This is a genomic window from Bacillus sp. GS3m_15504 (genome assembly GCF_055825275.1).
Map to the genome: position 1 here is coordinate 149,143 of NZ_JBVVNL010000005.1, position 15,806 is coordinate 164,948.

13 protein-coding genes, 1 pseudogene and 1 riboswitch are annotated in these 15,806 nt (G+C 36.9%); of the genes and pseudogenes, 6 read left to right on the forward strand and 8 right to left on the reverse strand.

The window, feature by feature from the left end:
- The first annotated feature begins 28 nt into the window (after window positions 1–28).
- Together AC0L0O_RS25810 and AC0L0O_RS25815 are read left to right on the forward strand one after the other, a co-directional pair.
- Entirely contained in the window at window positions 29–1,138 is a 1,110-nt protein-coding gene (locus tag AC0L0O_RS25810; protein ID WP_000704463.1) for a mandelate racemase/muconate lactonizing enzyme family protein, read from the forward strand.
- Window positions 1,139–1,152: 14 nt separating this feature from the next.
- Window positions 1,153–1,848, forward strand: a complete 696-nt coding sequence (locus AC0L0O_RS25815) for a GNAT family N-acetyltransferase (RefSeq protein ID WP_131369369.1) — start codon at window positions 1,153–1,155, stop codon at window positions 1,846–1,848.
- Window positions 1,849–2,091: 243 nt separating this feature from the next.
- Here AC0L0O_RS25815 and AC0L0O_RS25820 read toward each other — a convergent pair whose 3' ends face one another.
- The 5 genes and pseudogenes from AC0L0O_RS25820 to rlmD all read right to left on the reverse strand — a co-directional run bounded on the left by AC0L0O_RS25820 (window position 2,092) and on the right by rlmD (window position 6,955).
- Window positions 2,092–2,799 carry a M48 family metallopeptidase gene (locus AC0L0O_RS25820; RefSeq protein WP_000233740.1) on the reverse strand — a complete coding sequence of 236 codons (708 nt, stop codon included), beginning with the start codon at window positions 2,797–2,799 and terminating at the stop codon, window positions 2,092–2,094.
- Window positions 2,800–2,892: 93 nt separating this feature from the next.
- Complete coding sequence (locus AC0L0O_RS25825) at window positions 2,893–3,411, reverse strand: YehS family protein (protein WP_001251701.1); 519 nt, start codon at window positions 3,409–3,411, stop codon at window positions 2,893–2,895.
- Window positions 3,412–3,683: 272 nt separating this feature from the next.
- Window positions 3,684–4,232 (reverse strand): annotated as a pseudogene (locus tag AC0L0O_RS25830) (hypothetical protein).
- 260 nt (window positions 4,233–4,492) lie between these two features.
- Window positions 4,493–5,482 (reverse strand): tRNA dihydrouridine synthase, encoded by a 990-nt coding sequence (locus AC0L0O_RS25835; protein WP_000566682.1) that lies wholly within the window; start codon window positions 5,480–5,482, stop codon window positions 4,493–4,495.
- A 96-nt stretch (window positions 5,483–5,578) separates the two neighbouring features.
- Window positions 5,579–6,955: a 23S rRNA (uracil(1939)-C(5))-methyltransferase RlmD gene (rlmD, locus tag AC0L0O_RS25840; RefSeq protein ID WP_000105056.1), complete on the reverse strand. Its 1,377-nt coding sequence runs from the start codon at window positions 6,953–6,955 to the stop codon at window positions 5,579–5,581.
- Window positions 6,956–7,076: 121 nt separating this feature from the next.
- Window positions 7,077–7,178, forward strand: a riboswitch (purine riboswitch).
- A 202-nt stretch (window positions 7,179–7,380) separates the two neighbouring features.
- Between rlmD and AC0L0O_RS25845 the strand changes: the two genes are divergently transcribed.
- The 4 genes from AC0L0O_RS25845 (at window position 7,381) to AC0L0O_RS25860 (ending at window position 12,534) form a co-directional block, all read left to right on the forward strand.
- Window positions 7,381–8,577, forward strand: a complete 1,197-nt coding sequence (locus tag AC0L0O_RS25845) for a NupC/NupG family nucleoside CNT transporter (protein WP_001200504.1) — start codon at window positions 7,381–7,383, stop codon at window positions 8,575–8,577.
- Window positions 8,578–8,851: 274 nt separating this feature from the next.
- Window positions 8,852–9,955, forward strand: coding sequence for a polysaccharide deacetylase family protein (locus AC0L0O_RS25850; RefSeq protein WP_000760992.1), 1,104 nt, complete (start codon window positions 8,852–8,854; stop codon window positions 9,953–9,955).
- Between the two features lie 150 nt (window positions 9,956–10,105).
- Entirely contained in the window at window positions 10,106–11,188 is a 1,083-nt protein-coding gene (locus tag AC0L0O_RS25855; protein ID WP_001983889.1) for a polysaccharide deacetylase family protein, read from the forward strand.
- 116 nt (window positions 11,189–11,304) lie between these two features.
- The gene (locus AC0L0O_RS25860; protein WP_000007344.1) at window positions 11,305–12,534 is read left to right on the forward strand and encodes an aminopeptidase; all 1,230 of its coding nucleotides are present in this window, start codon (window positions 11,305–11,307) and stop codon (window positions 12,532–12,534) included.
- Between the two features lie 39 nt (window positions 12,535–12,573).
- Here the strand turns inward: AC0L0O_RS25860 and AC0L0O_RS25865 are convergent, their stop codons facing one another.
- From AC0L0O_RS25865 to AC0L0O_RS25875, 3 genes are read right to left on the reverse strand one after another with little or no spacing between them, the layout of a single operon-like run.
- Window positions 12,574–12,897 (reverse strand): DMT family transporter, encoded by a 324-nt coding sequence (locus tag AC0L0O_RS25865; protein WP_000263260.1) that lies wholly within the window; start codon window positions 12,895–12,897, stop codon window positions 12,574–12,576.
- A gap of 47 nt (window positions 12,898–12,944) precedes the next feature.
- The gene (gabD, locus tag AC0L0O_RS25870; protein WP_000358098.1) at window positions 12,945–14,396 is read right to left on the reverse strand and encodes an NADP-dependent succinate-semialdehyde dehydrogenase; all 1,452 of its coding nucleotides are present in this window, start codon (window positions 14,394–14,396) and stop codon (window positions 12,945–12,947) included.
- On the reverse strand, window positions 14,389–15,756 hold the full coding sequence (locus AC0L0O_RS25875; RefSeq protein ID WP_001983811.1) for a sigma-54 interaction domain-containing protein: 1,368 nt from the start codon (window positions 15,754–15,756) through the stop codon (window positions 14,389–14,391). Before AC0L0O_RS25875 ends, gabD begins: the two co-directional genes overlap by 8 nt.
- Between the last annotated feature and the right edge of the window lie 50 nt (window positions 15,757–15,806).

Consider the following 15,806-nt stretch of genomic DNA (forward strand, 5'->3'; position numbering starts at 1 on the left):
ATTGTAAACAGGAAGGGGTTTCTATCTAATGAAAATTACAGCTATTCACCTTTATGCAATTCGTTTACCGCTTCGCGATCCGTTTGTTATTAGTTATGGTTCTTATTCTGATATGCCTTCTATTATCGTCAAAATGGAAACAGACGAAGGTATTATCGGTTACGGTGAAGGCGTTGCTGATGATCACGTTACAGGCGAATCGTGGGAAAGTACTTTCCATACTTTAAAACATACGCTAGCACCTGCCCTTATCGGCCAAAATCCAATGAATATAGAAAAAATACACGATATGATGGACAATACAATTTACGGTGTCCCAACAGCGAAAGCTGCGATTGATATTGCTTGTTTTGATATAATGGGTAAAAAATTAAATCAACCTGTATATCAATTAATTGGCGGACGATACCATGAAGAATTTCCTATCACTCACGTATTAAGTATCGCAGATCCAGAAGAAATGGCCGAAGAAGCTGCCTCTATGATTCAGAAAGGTTACCAATCTTTCAAAATGAAAGTCGGTACAAATGTAAAAGAAGATGTAAAACGAATTGAAGCAGTACGTGAGCGTGTAGGAAATGACATCGCAATTCGTGTTGATGTAAACCAAGGGTGGAAAAATAGTGCAAACACATTAACAGCACTTCATTCATTAGGTCATTTAAACATCGACTGGATTGAACAGCCTGTCATCGCAGACGATATTGACGCAATGGCTCACATTCGTTCGAAAACAGACCTTCCGCTTATGATTGATGAAGGATTAAAGGGCTCTCGTGAAATGCGCCAAATTATTAAAGTAGACGCGGCTGATAAAGTAAACATAAAACTAATGAAATGCGGCGGCATATATCCCGCTGTAAAACTCGCTCATCAAGCAGAAATGGCCGGCATTGAATGCCAAGTGGGATCAATGGTCGAATCATCTGTTGCCTCTTCCGCAGGATTCCATGTCGCTTTTTCAAAGAAAATCATTACGAGCGTAGAGCTAACAGGACCATTAAAATTCACGAAAGACATTGGAAACTTACATTACGACGTACCATTTATTCGCTTAAACGAAAAGCCAGGACTAGGTATCGAAATAAATGAAGATACACTACGAGAACTCACCGTCTTTCAAGACAGTGTACGCTAAAGGAGGGCTAACGCATGACAGTTCTATACGAGGGCAGATTAAAACAAAATAACGAGCGATTTCACGTTACATTACTATCACTAGAGCACATCGAACAAATTTTATTATTACAAAACGTTGTAGTTGAAGCACTAGAAGATAAAAGTCGTCTACAACCACTCTCCCAAGAAGAATTTCAATACATTCTAGAAGGAAACGGCATGATGATTGGTGCTTTTATCGAAAAAGAACTCATCGCATTTCGCGCCCTACTCGTCCCTCCTATCGACGATGAACATTTAGGACTTGATATCGGCTTACTAGAAAGTGAACTGCACCGCGTCATCTATCAAGAGATCTCAAACGTTCATCCGAACTGGCGCGGAAATGGTATGCAAAAAATATTAGCGACAGTCATCATGGATGAATTACAAAAAGAAGATAGCAAATACGACTACGTTTGCTGCACCGTTGCTCCTTTTAACATTCCGAGTTTAAAAGATAAGTTCGCACAAGGGATGAAAATTGCTGCGCTGAAGGAGAAGTATGGTGGTAGTATGCGGTATGTTTTTGTGAAGGAATTGCGTGAGGACAATGAAAGGGATTGGACGGATATTAAAAGCATTCCAATGAACAATGCTGGTGGACAACAGGCATTGCTTTCGGAAGGGTATCGTGGGTATAAGATGGAGAAAGTGGATGAAGATTTTGTTGTGAAGTTTGGGCGATAATTGCTACGCTAGAAAAAAGGAGATGTCTGCTGTGACATCTCCTTTTGCTTTCTCTTCCTTGAACATATCGATTGCAACTCCAAATATATCAGCGATTTCCAAAATATATCGGCGCAACTCCAAATATATCAGCGATTTTCAAAATATATCGGCGCAACTCCAAATATATCAGCGATTTTTGAAACATATCGACTTACCGACAAATTTTAACAATAATTGCAACCTATATAAAGTAGTGCATTACTAAACCGTCATCTTCCAACTAGATAACGCTAACCAGTTCTCCATTTCCTTATAATCGGGCATTATCTTCCCGACAAGACGCCAGAAAGAGCGATCATGATTTAAATGAACCATATGACACATTTCATGAACAACTACATAATCAATTACTCGCTGTGGTGCCATCGCTAGCTTCCAATTGAATGTTAGTTGTAAATTCGAATCACAAGTACCCCACGTGCGACTACTATCTGTAATACGAATAGAACGTGGTTTTGTTTTAAAGTTACTTTGATACGCTTTAATACTCTTCTCTACTAATGACTTACACTGCTTATAGTAAAATCGTTTTAAAGCTTGCTGTATTTTCTCATCTTTAAGATCTTTCACATAAATATGTAGCTTATCTCCTTCAAACACTGCATTGTCTTGCTCAGCGCTCGCATCTTGGGAAATCTGTATTGGATACGTATTCCCTAAATACAAAAAGCCTTCTCCTTGATCATAATCCTTTTCCTGTGGTCCACGCGCTCGTTCCTGCATTTCCTTACGTGTTGTCTGAATCCAATCCCACTTCTCTTCTAGCAACTGGATTAAGTATTCAACAGGTGTCCCTTTCGGCGCCTGTACTTCCACATTTCCGTAAGAATCCACAAAAAGACGCACCGATTTTTTCTTTTTATAAGTTATATGAAAATTAATTGTCTCACCTAAATAAGTATGTACCATTTCATCACCTAACGTATTATTTTACAAATGAAAAAGAGTAGGATACGAACACCTACTCTACCTATTATATCATTTACCGCTTTAACGGAATCATTATCCTCTATACTTTACAGCTAATCCTTTAATGAAATTCCTTGCGTATCTATCGCCGCACTCTTTGTAATTTTTATGGCCTTTTTTTCTTAATAGAGCGCCTAGTTCTCCTTTTGTCACCTTAACGCCTACGCTATCTAATATATCAAGTACATCTTCACTCGTTAATGAAAGTGCGATTTTCATTTTCTTTAGAAGAAGGTTATTAGCACTCTCTTTACTTTGTACAGGTGCCGATTGTCCTGGTTTCGGATCTTGCTTCCCTCTTTTTAAAGTAATAAATCCATTGAAAAATGATTCTAACATCATCATATCGCATGTTAATACGTACTCATCTTCGATTACATCATCATTTTCAGCTTCATGCTGAGGAGCTCTCTTTATTTTTGTAAGCATATCAACTACGTCTTCTTTCGTTACTTCCATCCCGCCAAGTTTAAAGATTTCTACCATATCTATATCTTTTATATCTAAAGCGTATCTTACTCTTTTTAATATATCGTTGTTGCTCATTGCCATTGTTTTGCCTCCTGAAATGTTAATTATCATAATGCTTTTAGCATGTGTAAATGAATGTCGTTAAGTTACTACTTTAACATTTTAGGGGGAGGTTTTGTAGTCTTGGGTGGATTATTGCTTGTGGAGGTTATAACCAGAAACCAAGAAAATAGTGTAACCGTGGAGAAAAGGTAGTATATTTCTTATCCATCGAGTCATTTGAATACCCTATAGTTTTTATCAACTAAAACAGTAGCCATTTTTCAAATATTCTATTTCCCTCATACACCTAGTTAATTATTTTTATACGTTTTTGTAATTTCAAATAGACTATTAAAAATTTTTTCATTCATCTTTGATTTTTCGCCTGATGTGTCCTCTATTATATAATCATATGAAAAACCCCCAAGCAATGTAGATTTACACTCGCGCTGAATTTCTTCAAGTAATTTGTATTTATTTTCCGCCTCCGTTTGAATATCATCTTTTAATTCTTCTTCTGTAAAATAGTAATCTGTTTTATGAAATACTAATTTGGCTACTCCCCTTGTTAGCTCCGTACCATCGTTCCGTCATATAAATAATTCTTTTTCCAAGCATTCTTGAGGATCATTATACAAAGTATTTAAATTTTTGTTCCCACCTTTATCAACATTCCAATCTTCATATGTTATACAGTGTGATTCGAACTCTTCATAGCTCGCAACTTTTTCTTCTAAGTCTGCTTTTTTCTCTTCGGGTGTCTTATAGATCCAATTAATAACTACAATTGCTATTAGCATATATATTAAAAATTTCATAACTGATAGCTTTTTCTTCTTTTTCACTTCAACCTTCCCCATTCACTCTAATTACTTGCCTATATATTTACTGTAAAGCATAAAAGACAACTCTCCAAAAGGAAAGTTGCCTCATTTTAAACTAAATTTAATCAAACCAAACACTCCACATATACAAAGTATATGTTACAACAAAAAGATACTGATAGCTTTATTCATTCTTAAGAAATTCCCTTTTCAGTTATCGTCTAAAAAAGATCTCAAAACTAAATAAAACAACTCCCCATAAATGAATAAAATCCATCCCCTCTAACTTTCAACAGTTACACCGTTTCACTACCTTCTACCACATTAACACTCTCCTCAAACTTATTAAGCAATGCACGTACTTCATCCGTTGACTTCGTGCTCATCAATTGATTTCTTAGTTCAGCAGCCCCAGGGAAGCCTTTTACATAAATTTTGAAGAAGCGATGTAATCCCGTTATGGATCGTGGTAATACTTCTGCATATTGATCTTGAAGATCAAGCTGCAGTCTTAAAAGATCTAGATGTTCTTTACTGCTATGCTCTCTTGGCTCTTTTTCAAACGCAAATGGATTTTTAAAGATTCCTCGTCCAATCATTACGCCATCAATACCATATTTTTCAGCAAGTTCCAGCCCCATTTTACGATCAAGGATGTCTCCGTTGATTGTTAGGAGCGTATTTGGTGCAATGCGATCACGTAATTTTTTAATTTCCGGAATTAGTTCCCAGTGCGCATCTACTTGGCTCATTTCTTCTCTTGTGCGTAAATGAATAGAAAGGTTTGCAATATCTTGTTTGAAAATGTGCGTTAACCAATCTTCCCACTCGCTTAACTCTTTAAAGCCAAGTCGTGTTTTTACGCTGACAGGTAGTCCGCCTGCTTTTGCAGCTTGAATAAGTTCTGCCGCAACGTCTGGACGTAGAATAAGACCACTACCTTTTCCTCTTGATGCAACGTTCGGTACTGGGCAACCCATATTAATATCGATGCCTTTAAATCCTAGTTCTGCCATACCAATACTCATTTGACGGAAATATTCAGGGTTATCTCCCCAAATATGTGCCACCATTGGCTGTTCGTCTTCTGTAAAAATTAAACGGCCACGTACGCTTTTCATACCTTCTGGATGACAGTAGCTATCCGAATTTGTGAACTCTGTGAAGAATACGTCCGGACGGCCAGCCTCACTTACTACGTGACGAAACACAACGTCTGTCACATCTTCCATTGGTGCAAGTACAAAAAATGGTCGTGGTAAATCACGCCAAAAATTATCTATCATTTCAAATTCAAATCCTCTCACTATGAATACAATTTCAAACTCTCAATAAACCAAAAAGCAGATGGTATAGATTTTCCTATATCAACTGCTTTTTTATTATACCAACTTAAGCCAAGCTACACACTCCACATGCGTCGTATGCGGGAACATATCAACAGGTTGTACTTCCTGCGTTTTATATCCGCCTTCTTCTAGTACTTTTAAGTCACGTGCTAATGTTGCTGGGTTACATGATACGTATACGACGCGTTTTGGTTTCATGTCGATGATTGTGTTAAGTAGTGCCTCATCACAACCTTTACGCGGTGGATCTACGACCATTGTGTCAGCTATTACGCCTTCTTTATACCATTTTGGAATGACTACTTCTGCTTCTCCTACACCAAATTCAGCGTTTGTCATATTGTTTAGCGCTGCGTTACGCTTCGCGTCTTCGATTGCTTCTGGCACAATTTCAACGCCGTATACTTTTTTCGCTTTTTGTGCTAGGAATAAGGAGATTGATCCAATTCCGCAATAGGCATCAATTACTGTTTCGTTGCCATCTAATTTGGCGTATTCTAACGTTTTATCGTATAACACTTTCGTTTGCTCTGGGTTTACTTGATAGAATGAACGTGCTGAAATCGCAAACTTAATATCCCCGATAAAGTCATAAATATATTCTGATCCGTACAGTACTGTCGTTTTGTCTCCGAAAATTACGTTTGTACGTTTCGGGTTTACGTTTTGAACAATTGATTTTACTTCTGGGAATTTCGCGGCAATTTCTTCAATGATTGCTTTTTTGTTTGGCAGTTCTGCTGTACGAGTAATGAAGACAAGCATAATTTCCCCTGTTACTTGTCCGTAACGAGCCATTACGTGGCGAAGTGTCCCTTTGTTACGCTCTTCGTTGTACGCCGAAATACCGTGTTTTTCACAAATACGTTTTACTTCTTGAATCAATGTATCGTTTTCTTCTGCTTGAATTAAACATGATTCCATATTAATAATGTCATGCGTTCCTTGACGATAGAAACCAGCTACAAGTCCGCCCTCACGTTCTCCAATTGGTACTTGTGCTTTATTACGGTATACCCACGGATTCTTCATGCCAAGTACAGGATGAACAGGAACATCACCTAATCCGCCAATACGCTGCATAACGTCACGTACTTGTTTTTCTTTCGCTTGTAATTGTCCTTCATATGTTAAATGCTGAAGCTGACAACCGCCGCACTGATTGTACACTGGGCATTCTGCATCTTTACGATATGGGCTCTCTGTATGAAGTTTCATTAAACGTCCGAATGCGAAGTTTTTCTTCACTTTAACAATTTTAATTTGCGCTTCTTCACCTGGTAATCCGTTTTTAACGAAAATAGGATAGCCTTTTACTTTCGCAACACCGGCACCATCATGTGTTAAATCTTCAAATACTACATCTATAAACTCGTTTTTTTCAACTGGTGGCGTCATTTTTGTACTCATTTTCCGACCTCTCTTTTTCATAACACTGCGTTACATTTTATCATACTTATATGGTCTATTTCTATTGGAAGAAAAAAAGCTATTGACGATAGTTCTCTGTTAATGTTACGCTACTACTAATTTAATACGGACGATGTTACCTCATATATACTCGATAATATGGATCGAGAGTTTCTACCCGGCAACCTTAAATTGCTGGACTATGGGGAAAACTAATGAATATTAGCCTATGTGCAAAAAAGGACTCATATTGATTAGCTTTCTCTCATAGATGAAAGTGAATCCATATGGGTCTTTTTTTATTTTTATTTTTCTAAAAGGTCAGACATCTTACGTATGACATAAAACCTCTTTGTTTTATTTTTAGTAATATAACGAGCGTTTTATGTACAAACTTTATACGAACTTCTGAAAGGGGCAACTACATGCAATATGTAATGAGCATTATCGGTATTCTTGTCGTTTTAGGTTTATGTTTTGCTTTGTCAAACAACAAAAGTAAAATCAACTTCCGTGCAATTGCAATTATGATTGGTTTCCAAATTTTAATCGGTTGGTTTATGTTTGGCACAAAAATTGGTCAACAAATTATCATCTTCATTAGTAAAGTTTTCAACAAACTAATTAAACTTGGTACGACAGGCGTCGATTTTCTCTTTAATGGAATTCAAAGAGATTTTGTCTTTTTCTTAAACGTATTATTAATTATCGTATTTTTCTCAGCACTACTTTCTATCTTTAGTTATTTAGGTGTTTTACCATTCATCGTTCGCGTTGTCGGCGGTGCCATTTCAAAAGTTACTGGTTTACCACGCGTTGAATCATTCCACGCAGTAAACTCTGTATTCTTCGGTTCAAGTGAAGCTTTAATCGTTATTAAAAATGATTTACAGCATTTTAACAAAAACCGTATGTTTATCATTTGTTGTTCTGCGATGAGCTCAGTTTCTGCTTCTGTTACAGCATCATACGTAATGATGTTAGATGCAAAATATGTATTAGCAGCTCTTCCATTAAACTTATTCTCAAGCTTAATCGTTTGTTCGTTATTAACACCTGTTGATACGAAAAAGGAAGACGAAGTAGTTCAGAAATTTGACCGAACTGTATTCGGGGACAGCTTTATCGGTGCAATGATTAACGGTGCGCTTGACGGTTTAAAAGTAGCAGGTATCGTTGCCGCATTAATGATCGCTTTCATCGGTGTGATGGAAGTTGTAAACTACGTAATTAGCGCAGCTTCAGGTGCAATGGGACATGCCGTTACGTTACAACAAATCTTTGGTTACGTACTTGCTCCATTTGCATTCTTAATGGGTATTCCAGCTCAAGATATTATCCCAGCTGGCGGAATTATGGGTACGAAGATTGTATTAAACGAGTTTGTAGCAATCCTTGATTTAAAAGGTGTTGCAGCAACATTATCTCCACGTACAGTTGGAATCGTTACAGTATTCTTAATTAGCTTCGCAAGTATTAGCCAAATTGGAGCGATCGTTGGTACAATTCGTGCTCTTTCTGAGAAACAAGGAAGCATCGTATCGAAATTTGGTTGGAAAATGCTATTTGCATCAACACTTGCTTCTATTTTATCTGCGACAATCGCTGGATTGTTTATTTAAAAAAACTCCACCTTACTTCTCTTTTTCTAAAAGAAGTTTGGGTGGAGTTTTTTATCTTCTATATGTATTTTTATGTAAATAACACCAGAAAAAAATAAGGTATTTTTACCTAAATATCCCAAAAACATATTCCCCTATATATTCTATAGTGATATGATGGACAAGGGTATAATTCAAATTTTTAGAATCGAAAATTTGGATTCGTGTCACTTATAAGAACGATTGTTTCATAATATAAGTGATGATAATTAAATCACAATAGAAGGATGATAGAATGAAAAAGTATACATATATCGCTTTACTTTCTTCTGCTATTCTCGTAGGTTGTAACACTAGTAGCGCTAGTGATAAACAAATACAAGAAACAACGGCGAAACAAGCAGTTGAACAAAAAAAAGCGAAAGCAGTTGAACTTCCTTTAACACAAGGAGTTATTACATGGGATCCGTATGAATATAACGCACAAAATACCACGCTTTACACAAAAGATTTAAGAGATTCGTTTAAAGAAGTACGTTATAACATTTGGCGTACTGCTGATGGCCCTGAAAGCAAACAAACTTTCACTTCACAAGAAAAAGATCGTGATTTTGCCCTCCCACTTCACCTAAAAACATTCCATTTAAAACGTGGCGAATTTCAAATTGAAACAGTAGGAATTAAAGAAGATAATACTGAAACAAATCTAGTAACATCTAAAATTACATTCCAGCAACATGTACCCGTTTTAATGTACCATGCAATTGAAAAATTTCCTGGGCCAAGTGATGGAGATTATGGCTTATACGTACCGCCTGAACAATTCGAAAAACATATGCAATATTTGAAAGATAACGGTTATACGATGCTTACGTTTGAACGTTGGAATGATATAAACCGTGTAAATAAACCTATTTTCATAACAATGGATGATGGTCGAAAAAATAATATGAACGCTCTTCATATTTTACAAAAATTAAAGGATGATACCTTCCAACCTGCAGCTACTGAATTCCTTACTGCAAATGAGATAGACAAACCAAATCGTCTATCAACGGATGATATAAAGCAAATGATGGATTCCGGCATTTTCTCTATTCAATCCCATACTGCTAATCATACGATGATGGCTCACTCGAATAATTATGATGAGGAATTACGTGGTTCAAAAGAGAAAATTGAAGCTCTTACTGGTAAAAAGGTCATCGCTCTCGCCTATCCAGTAGGTTCTTATAATGATCCAGCTGTTGAAGAAACAAAAAAATACTATGAGTTCGCAGTAACTACTGATCACGGTAATCATATTACAAAAGGGATGCCGAACGAACAGTACTTAATTAAACGCCATTTTGTAGGGCCTAATACATCGATGGAAAAATTCATATCTCTTATAAAGTAAACTTTACTAAAAAACAGTAGAAATGACTCTAATAAAAACTATCTCATTACTAAAATGACATGATGAACAAGGGTATATCCCCACCTCTCTTACAGCGGTGGGGATTTTAAATAGAAGTACGAAACATAATACACAATAGAAGGTGATCTTATGAGAAAATATGCAGCAATCGCTTTATGTACATCTGCCATTCTAGCAGGCTGTAATACTAGCAATGTAAGCCAGGAACCTAACAAAGAGAGAAAGGTTCAAGAAACTAAGAAACAAGCAGAGACTGTGCAAGAACAAGGTAAAATTTCTTATAACCCAATTACACACGAATCTACCAATACTACTATTCATATGACAGATATAAAAGATACTTTAACTGAGGTACAATATAAAATTTGGCGTACCGCTGATGGAAAGGAAACTGCTAAATCTTTGTCTTCTAAAGAAAAGGAAAAGCAATTTTCACTTCCTTTTGACATAAAAGAATTTGAAGGAAAACGCGGTGAGTTCCAAATTGAAGCAATAGGCATAAAAGAAGATGGGAAAACCATTCCACTCACAAAATCTGCTATTACTTTCGAGCAAAAGGTTCCCGTTCTTATGTACCATGCAATCGAGAATTATCACGGTCAAGGTATTAAAGACTTATTCGTATCACCCGCTAACTTTGAAGCCCAAATGAAATATTTAAAGGACAATGGTTATACACTGTTAACGTTTGAACGCTGGGGCGATATAAATAAAGTAAATAAACCTATCTTTGTTACATTTGATGATGGTATGAAAAATAATATGAATGCATTTCATGTTTTACAAAAGCTAAAAGACGATACGTTTAAACCGGTGGCAACAGAATATATGATTGTTAATAATGTTGATGCTGAAGGATCTCTTTCTACATCTGACATAAAAGAAATGGTGGATTCCGGCATTTTCTCTATGCAATCTCATACTGCAACACATGCGGACTTGCCGAAGATTACAAACTATGAAGAAGAATTAAAGGAATCGAAAGAAAAGCTAGAAAAAATAACAGGTAAACCCGTTATCGCAGTTGCCTATCCATTCGGTCACGTAGATGATAAAGTCGTTGCAGAAACGAAAAAATATTATCAATTCGCAACAACAACAAAACCTGGAAAATTCATTACAAAAGGTGAACCCGATGAGTTGTTAAAAATGAAGCGTGTTCGCATACACCATACGACGACCGTAGAACAATTTGCTTCTTCGATTAAATAACGATGAGAGCTCAATATATTTTGAGCTCTCTTTTTATGCTATATTTATATATATTTTTTGAATTTTCTTGTATTATATATAGTAAGAAATCTTTCAAATTAAAGGAGATTATACATATGTCATTTGAACAAACGTTAGAGAAATATGCTGCCCTTGCAGTCAATGTTGGTGTTAATATTCAACCAGGACAAACATTATCAATCAGTGCACCTCTTGAAGCTGTACAATTTGTACGTCTCGTTACAGAAAAAGCATATAAATCTGGTGCAAAACACGTATATGTGGATTGGAATGATGAGACGTTAACACGCTTAAAGTTCGATCTAGCTCCTGAAGAAGCATTCGCTGAGTTCCCATCTTGGAAAGCACACGCTCGTGAAGAATTAGCAAAAGAAGGCGCTGCATTTATGTCTATTTATGCAGAAAACCCTGATTTATTAAAAGGTGTGGATTCAACGCGTATTGCAACAGCTCATAAAGTAGCCGGTGAAGCAATGAAAGTATATCGTGATTACGTACAAGCTGATAAAGTAAGCTGGTGTGTCATTTCTGTTCCTACGAAAGAATGGGCTGCGAAAGTATTCCCTGACGCTGCACCAGAAGAACAAGAAGCAAAACTATGGGATGCTATTTTCAAAGCGACTCGTGCTGATTTAGAAAATCCTGTGGAAGCATGGAAAGAACACGATAAAACGTTACATACAAAAGTTGATTACTTAAACGAAAAACATTATAAAGCTCTTCACTATACAGGTCCTGGAACAGATTTAACGATCGAACTTCCAGAAAAGCATGTATGGGCTGGTGCTGGTAGCTTAAATGAAAAGAATGTACCATTTATGGCGAACATTCCAACTGAAGAAGTATTTACAATGCCACTTAAAACAGGTGTAAACGGCCAAGTATCTAGCACAAAACCGTTAGCATTTGCAGGTAACATTATCGATAACTTCACGTTAACATTTGAAAACGGACGTATCGTAGATTATAAAGCTGAAGTTGGAGAAGAAGCTTTAAAACATTTAGTAGAAACAGATGAAGGTTCTCACTTCTTAGGAGAAGTGGCTTTAGTACCTCATGATTCACCAATTTCAAATACAAATATTTTATTCTACAATACGCTCTTTGATGAAAACGCATCTTGCCACCTTGCAATCGGAAGTGCATATGCATTCAACTTAGTTGGCGGAAAAACAATGTCTAAAGAAGAACTTGCTGAAAATGGTGCAAACACTAGTATTACACACAACGACTTCATGATTGGATCAGCTGAGCTTGATATCGACGGTATTACAGCTGATGGCAGACATGAACCAATCTTCCGTAAAGGTAATTGGGCATTTTAACAAAAGTAAAAGGCTATCTCCCCAACGGAAGATAGCCTTTTATGATGCAGATGACACCTTAAGTCCAATTACTCCTAACACGATAAAAAGAATACAACATGCTTGGAATAAGCTAATGTGCTCTTTAAAAAAGTACACACTAATAATTGTAATAAGTAACGTCCCAACACCAGACCAAATTGCATAAGCAATACTTAAATGAATCTTTTTTACAACGATGGCGAACACGCTGAAACAAATTCCATAAAATACGAAAATAAGTACACTTGGAACGAGCTTTGTTAAACCATTTGATAATTTCATCGCAATTGTTCCAGCTACTTCAAAAATAATTGTTACGAGTAATAATAGCCAATATACCATACTAGAATCTCCTTCTCTGTTACCTTATAGAGATTCTAGTATACTACTTATAGTCCTAATGAAATATATTTAATTTCTAAATATTCCTCGATACCGAAATGACCACCTTCACGGCCAATACCGCTTTCTTTAAACCCACCGAACGGTGCTTGTGCAACTGATGGGAGGCCATCATTTAATCCGATAATACCGTACTCTAACGCTTCACTAATTTGGAATGCTTGACTAATATCTTTCGTGAAAATGTACGCGGCTAAACCATATGGCGTATGATTTGCACGCTCAATTACTTCTTCAACCGTTTTAAATTTCGCAACTGGTGCAACCGGTCCAAATGTTTCTTCATTCATACAAAGCATCGTATCGTTCGCCAATCCAATTACAGTCGGTTGCATAAAGTGTCCGTCTAGCTCTGCAACCTTTTGACCACCATATAAAACTGTTCCACCCTTTTGAATAGCGTCTTCGATATGCTCCTGTACTTTCGAAACTGCATTCTCGTCAATAAGTGGTCCTACAGTCGTTCCGTCACCGAAACCGTCTCCTACTTTTAACTGCCCTACTGCCTTTTGGAACTTCTCTGCAAATACTTCGTACACTTCTTCCTGAACAAATACTCGGTTTGTACATATACACGTTTGTCCTGCGTTACGGAATTTCGAACCAATCACCGCTTCTACTGCTTTATCTAAGTCCGCATCATTCATAACAATAAACGGTGCGTGACCACCTAACTCAAGTGAAACTTTTTTCATCGTTTGTGCAGCACTAGCCATTAACTCTTTCCCAATTTCCGTTGATCCTGTAAAGGAAACTTTTCGAACGCGCCCATCTTCCATCCACGTATCCGCAATTGCTTTTGCACTACCTGTTACGATATTGATTACGCCCTTTGGAATATCTGCTTCATGGGCTAATTCAGCTAATTTCAATGCAGTTAATGGCGTTTGACTTGCCGGTTTCACAACGGCTGTACAGCCTGCTGCAAGCGCTGGGGCTACCTTTCTCGTAATCATCGCTGCCGGGAAGTTCCACGGTGTAATAGCTGCCATAACGCCAACTGGTTGCTTCATAACTAAAATGCGCTTATTTGGATGAGAAGCAGGAATCATTTCACCATATACGCGTTTTCCTTCTTCTGCATACCATTCAACAAAGCTATTTGCATAATTTACTTCACCAAGTGCTTCTGCAAACGGCTTTCCTTGTTCTTTCGTCATAATTGCTGCAATCTCTTCTTTATTTTCATCAATCAGTGTGAACCATTTTTTTAATTTCGCTGCACGGTCTGCTGCTGTTAACTTAGACCATGATTTAAAAGCTTCATGCGCAGCATCAACAGCTTGCTTTGCCTCTGTTATCCCGCCCTTTGGTACCGTCGCAAATATTTCCTTCGTTGCTGGATTATTTACTTCGATTTGTTCTTGTAATGTAATCCACTCACCATTTATATACATCGCCTTTTTCTCTACATTTACAAACGTCGCTTTTTTATCCAATGTTCTCTTCCTCCTCTATAAGTTTCTTTATTTTCCTCGTGGCAGCAGATTGACTTATTTTTAAAAACTCCGCTACTTTATAACTCGATCCATATGTTTTATATGCTTTCAAAATAATATTCCGTTCTACTTCTTCTAACATTTTATAGAGACTTTGACCCGATTGTTCAACCGTTGATTCTTGCATCGCTATTGGCAAATCCTCTATCGTAACGATATCATCAGCAGTTATAACAATTCGCTCAATCACATTTTCAATTTCTCTATTATTTCCTTCCCACGGGTAACCAACAAACATTTGCAATGTACTAGGCGCTAATTTTACATTCCTGCCATATTTCTCGTTAAAGTGTTGTAAATAATGATAAATGAGTGGCAAAATGTCTTCGGTTCTTTCCCTTAGTGGTGGAATTAAAATTGGAATGACATTCAGACGATAATATAGATCTTTCCGGAATGTTCCTTGTTTCACCATCATACTTAAATCTCTATTTGTTGCCGCTACAATCCTAACGTCCACCTTTTTTAATTCTCTTCCGCCTATAGGACGAAACGTTTTCTCTTGCAACACTTGCAAAAGCTTTGCTTGAATTTCAAGTGGCATTTCACCAATTTCATCTAAAAAAAGAGTTCCTTTATGCGCTGATTCTAATAATCCCTTTTTCCCTTCACGATTCGCACCTGTAAAGGATCCACCTGAATATCCAAAAAGCTCTGACTCAATTAAATTCGTTGGCAATGCCGCACAATTAATTTCATAGAAACTTTCGTTCTTCCGGTTACTCATTTCATGTAAATGACGCACCAATCGACTCTTCCCTACTCCTGTCTCACCTAAAATGAGAACAGTACTATCTACCACGGATACTTTCTTGATTGTCTCGACTATTTTTTGCATAGCGATACTTTTAAAAATAAGTCCTTCATGTTCATATGTTTCTCTTAATTCTTTTTTATATGTTTTTAACTGATTATCCATTTCTTCTACCTTTTGACGTAATTGATAGAGTTCTGTAAGATCACGAGAGTAACTAATCACCCTTCTTAAATTTCCCTCATCATCAAAAACAGGCCTTGTACGAACGTGTAAATACTCTCCTGATTTTGTCGTTTGAACGAGTTCAATCGGCCTCTTTTTTTCAATTACTTCTAACGTTGCTGATGGATAAAAGATCCCATCCTTCTGCAATTCTTTTACATGCTTACCTACTAACTCTTTAGCAGCTATTTGATAGTGCCTTTCACATGTACTATTTACACGCACAACGATTCCCTTGTCGTCAGTCACAAAAATTTCGTCAAACGCATATTCAAATACATCTTGTAAATCCATTAACACTCGTTCCTTTTCTGCAACCATCCTAGCCACCCCTAACTTCCAATCCATCGATTCACTTCACTACCTTTATT

Bases quoted from the DNA above. Each gene is read 5' to 3' on its own strand.
- AC0L0O_RS25810 (WP_000704463.1), top strand. From the start codon at position 29: ATGAAAATTACAGCTATTCACCTTTATGCAATTCGTTTACCGCTTCGC.
- AC0L0O_RS25865 (WP_000263260.1), bottom strand. From the start codon at position 12,897: ATGGTATATTGGCTATTATTACTCGTAACAATTATTTTTGAAGTAGCT.
- AC0L0O_RS25815 (WP_131369369.1), top strand. From the start codon at position 1,153: ATGACAGTTCTATACGAGGGCAGATTAAAACAAAATAACGAGCGATTT.
- AC0L0O_RS25825 (WP_001251701.1), bottom strand. From the start codon at position 3,411: ATGGCAATGAGCAACAACGATATATTAAAAAGAGTAAGATACGCTTTA.
- AC0L0O_RS25835 (WP_000566682.1), bottom strand. From the start codon at position 5,482: ATGATAGATAATTTTTGGCGTGATTTACCACGACCATTTTTTGTACTT.
- AC0L0O_RS25820 (WP_000233740.1), bottom strand. From the start codon at position 2,799: ATGGTACATACTTATTTAGGTGAGACAATTAATTTTCATATAACTTAT.
- AC0L0O_RS25845 (WP_001200504.1), top strand. From the start codon at position 7,381: ATGCAATATGTAATGAGCATTATCGGTATTCTTGTCGTTTTAGGTTTA.
- rlmD (WP_000105056.1), bottom strand. From the start codon at position 6,955: ATGAGTACAAAAATGACGCCACCAGTTGAAAAAAACGAGTTTATAGAT.
- AC0L0O_RS25860 (WP_000007344.1), top strand. From the start codon at position 11,305: ATGTCATTTGAACAAACGTTAGAGAAATATGCTGCCCTTGCAGTCAAT.
- AC0L0O_RS25855 (WP_001983889.1), top strand. From the start codon at position 10,106: ATGAGAAAATATGCAGCAATCGCTTTATGTACATCTGCCATTCTAGCA.
- AC0L0O_RS25875 (WP_001983811.1), bottom strand. From the start codon at position 15,756: ATGGTTGCAGAAAAGGAACGAGTGTTAATGGATTTACAAGATGTATTT.
- AC0L0O_RS25850 (WP_000760992.1), top strand. From the start codon at position 8,852: ATGAAAAAGTATACATATATCGCTTTACTTTCTTCTGCTATTCTCGTA.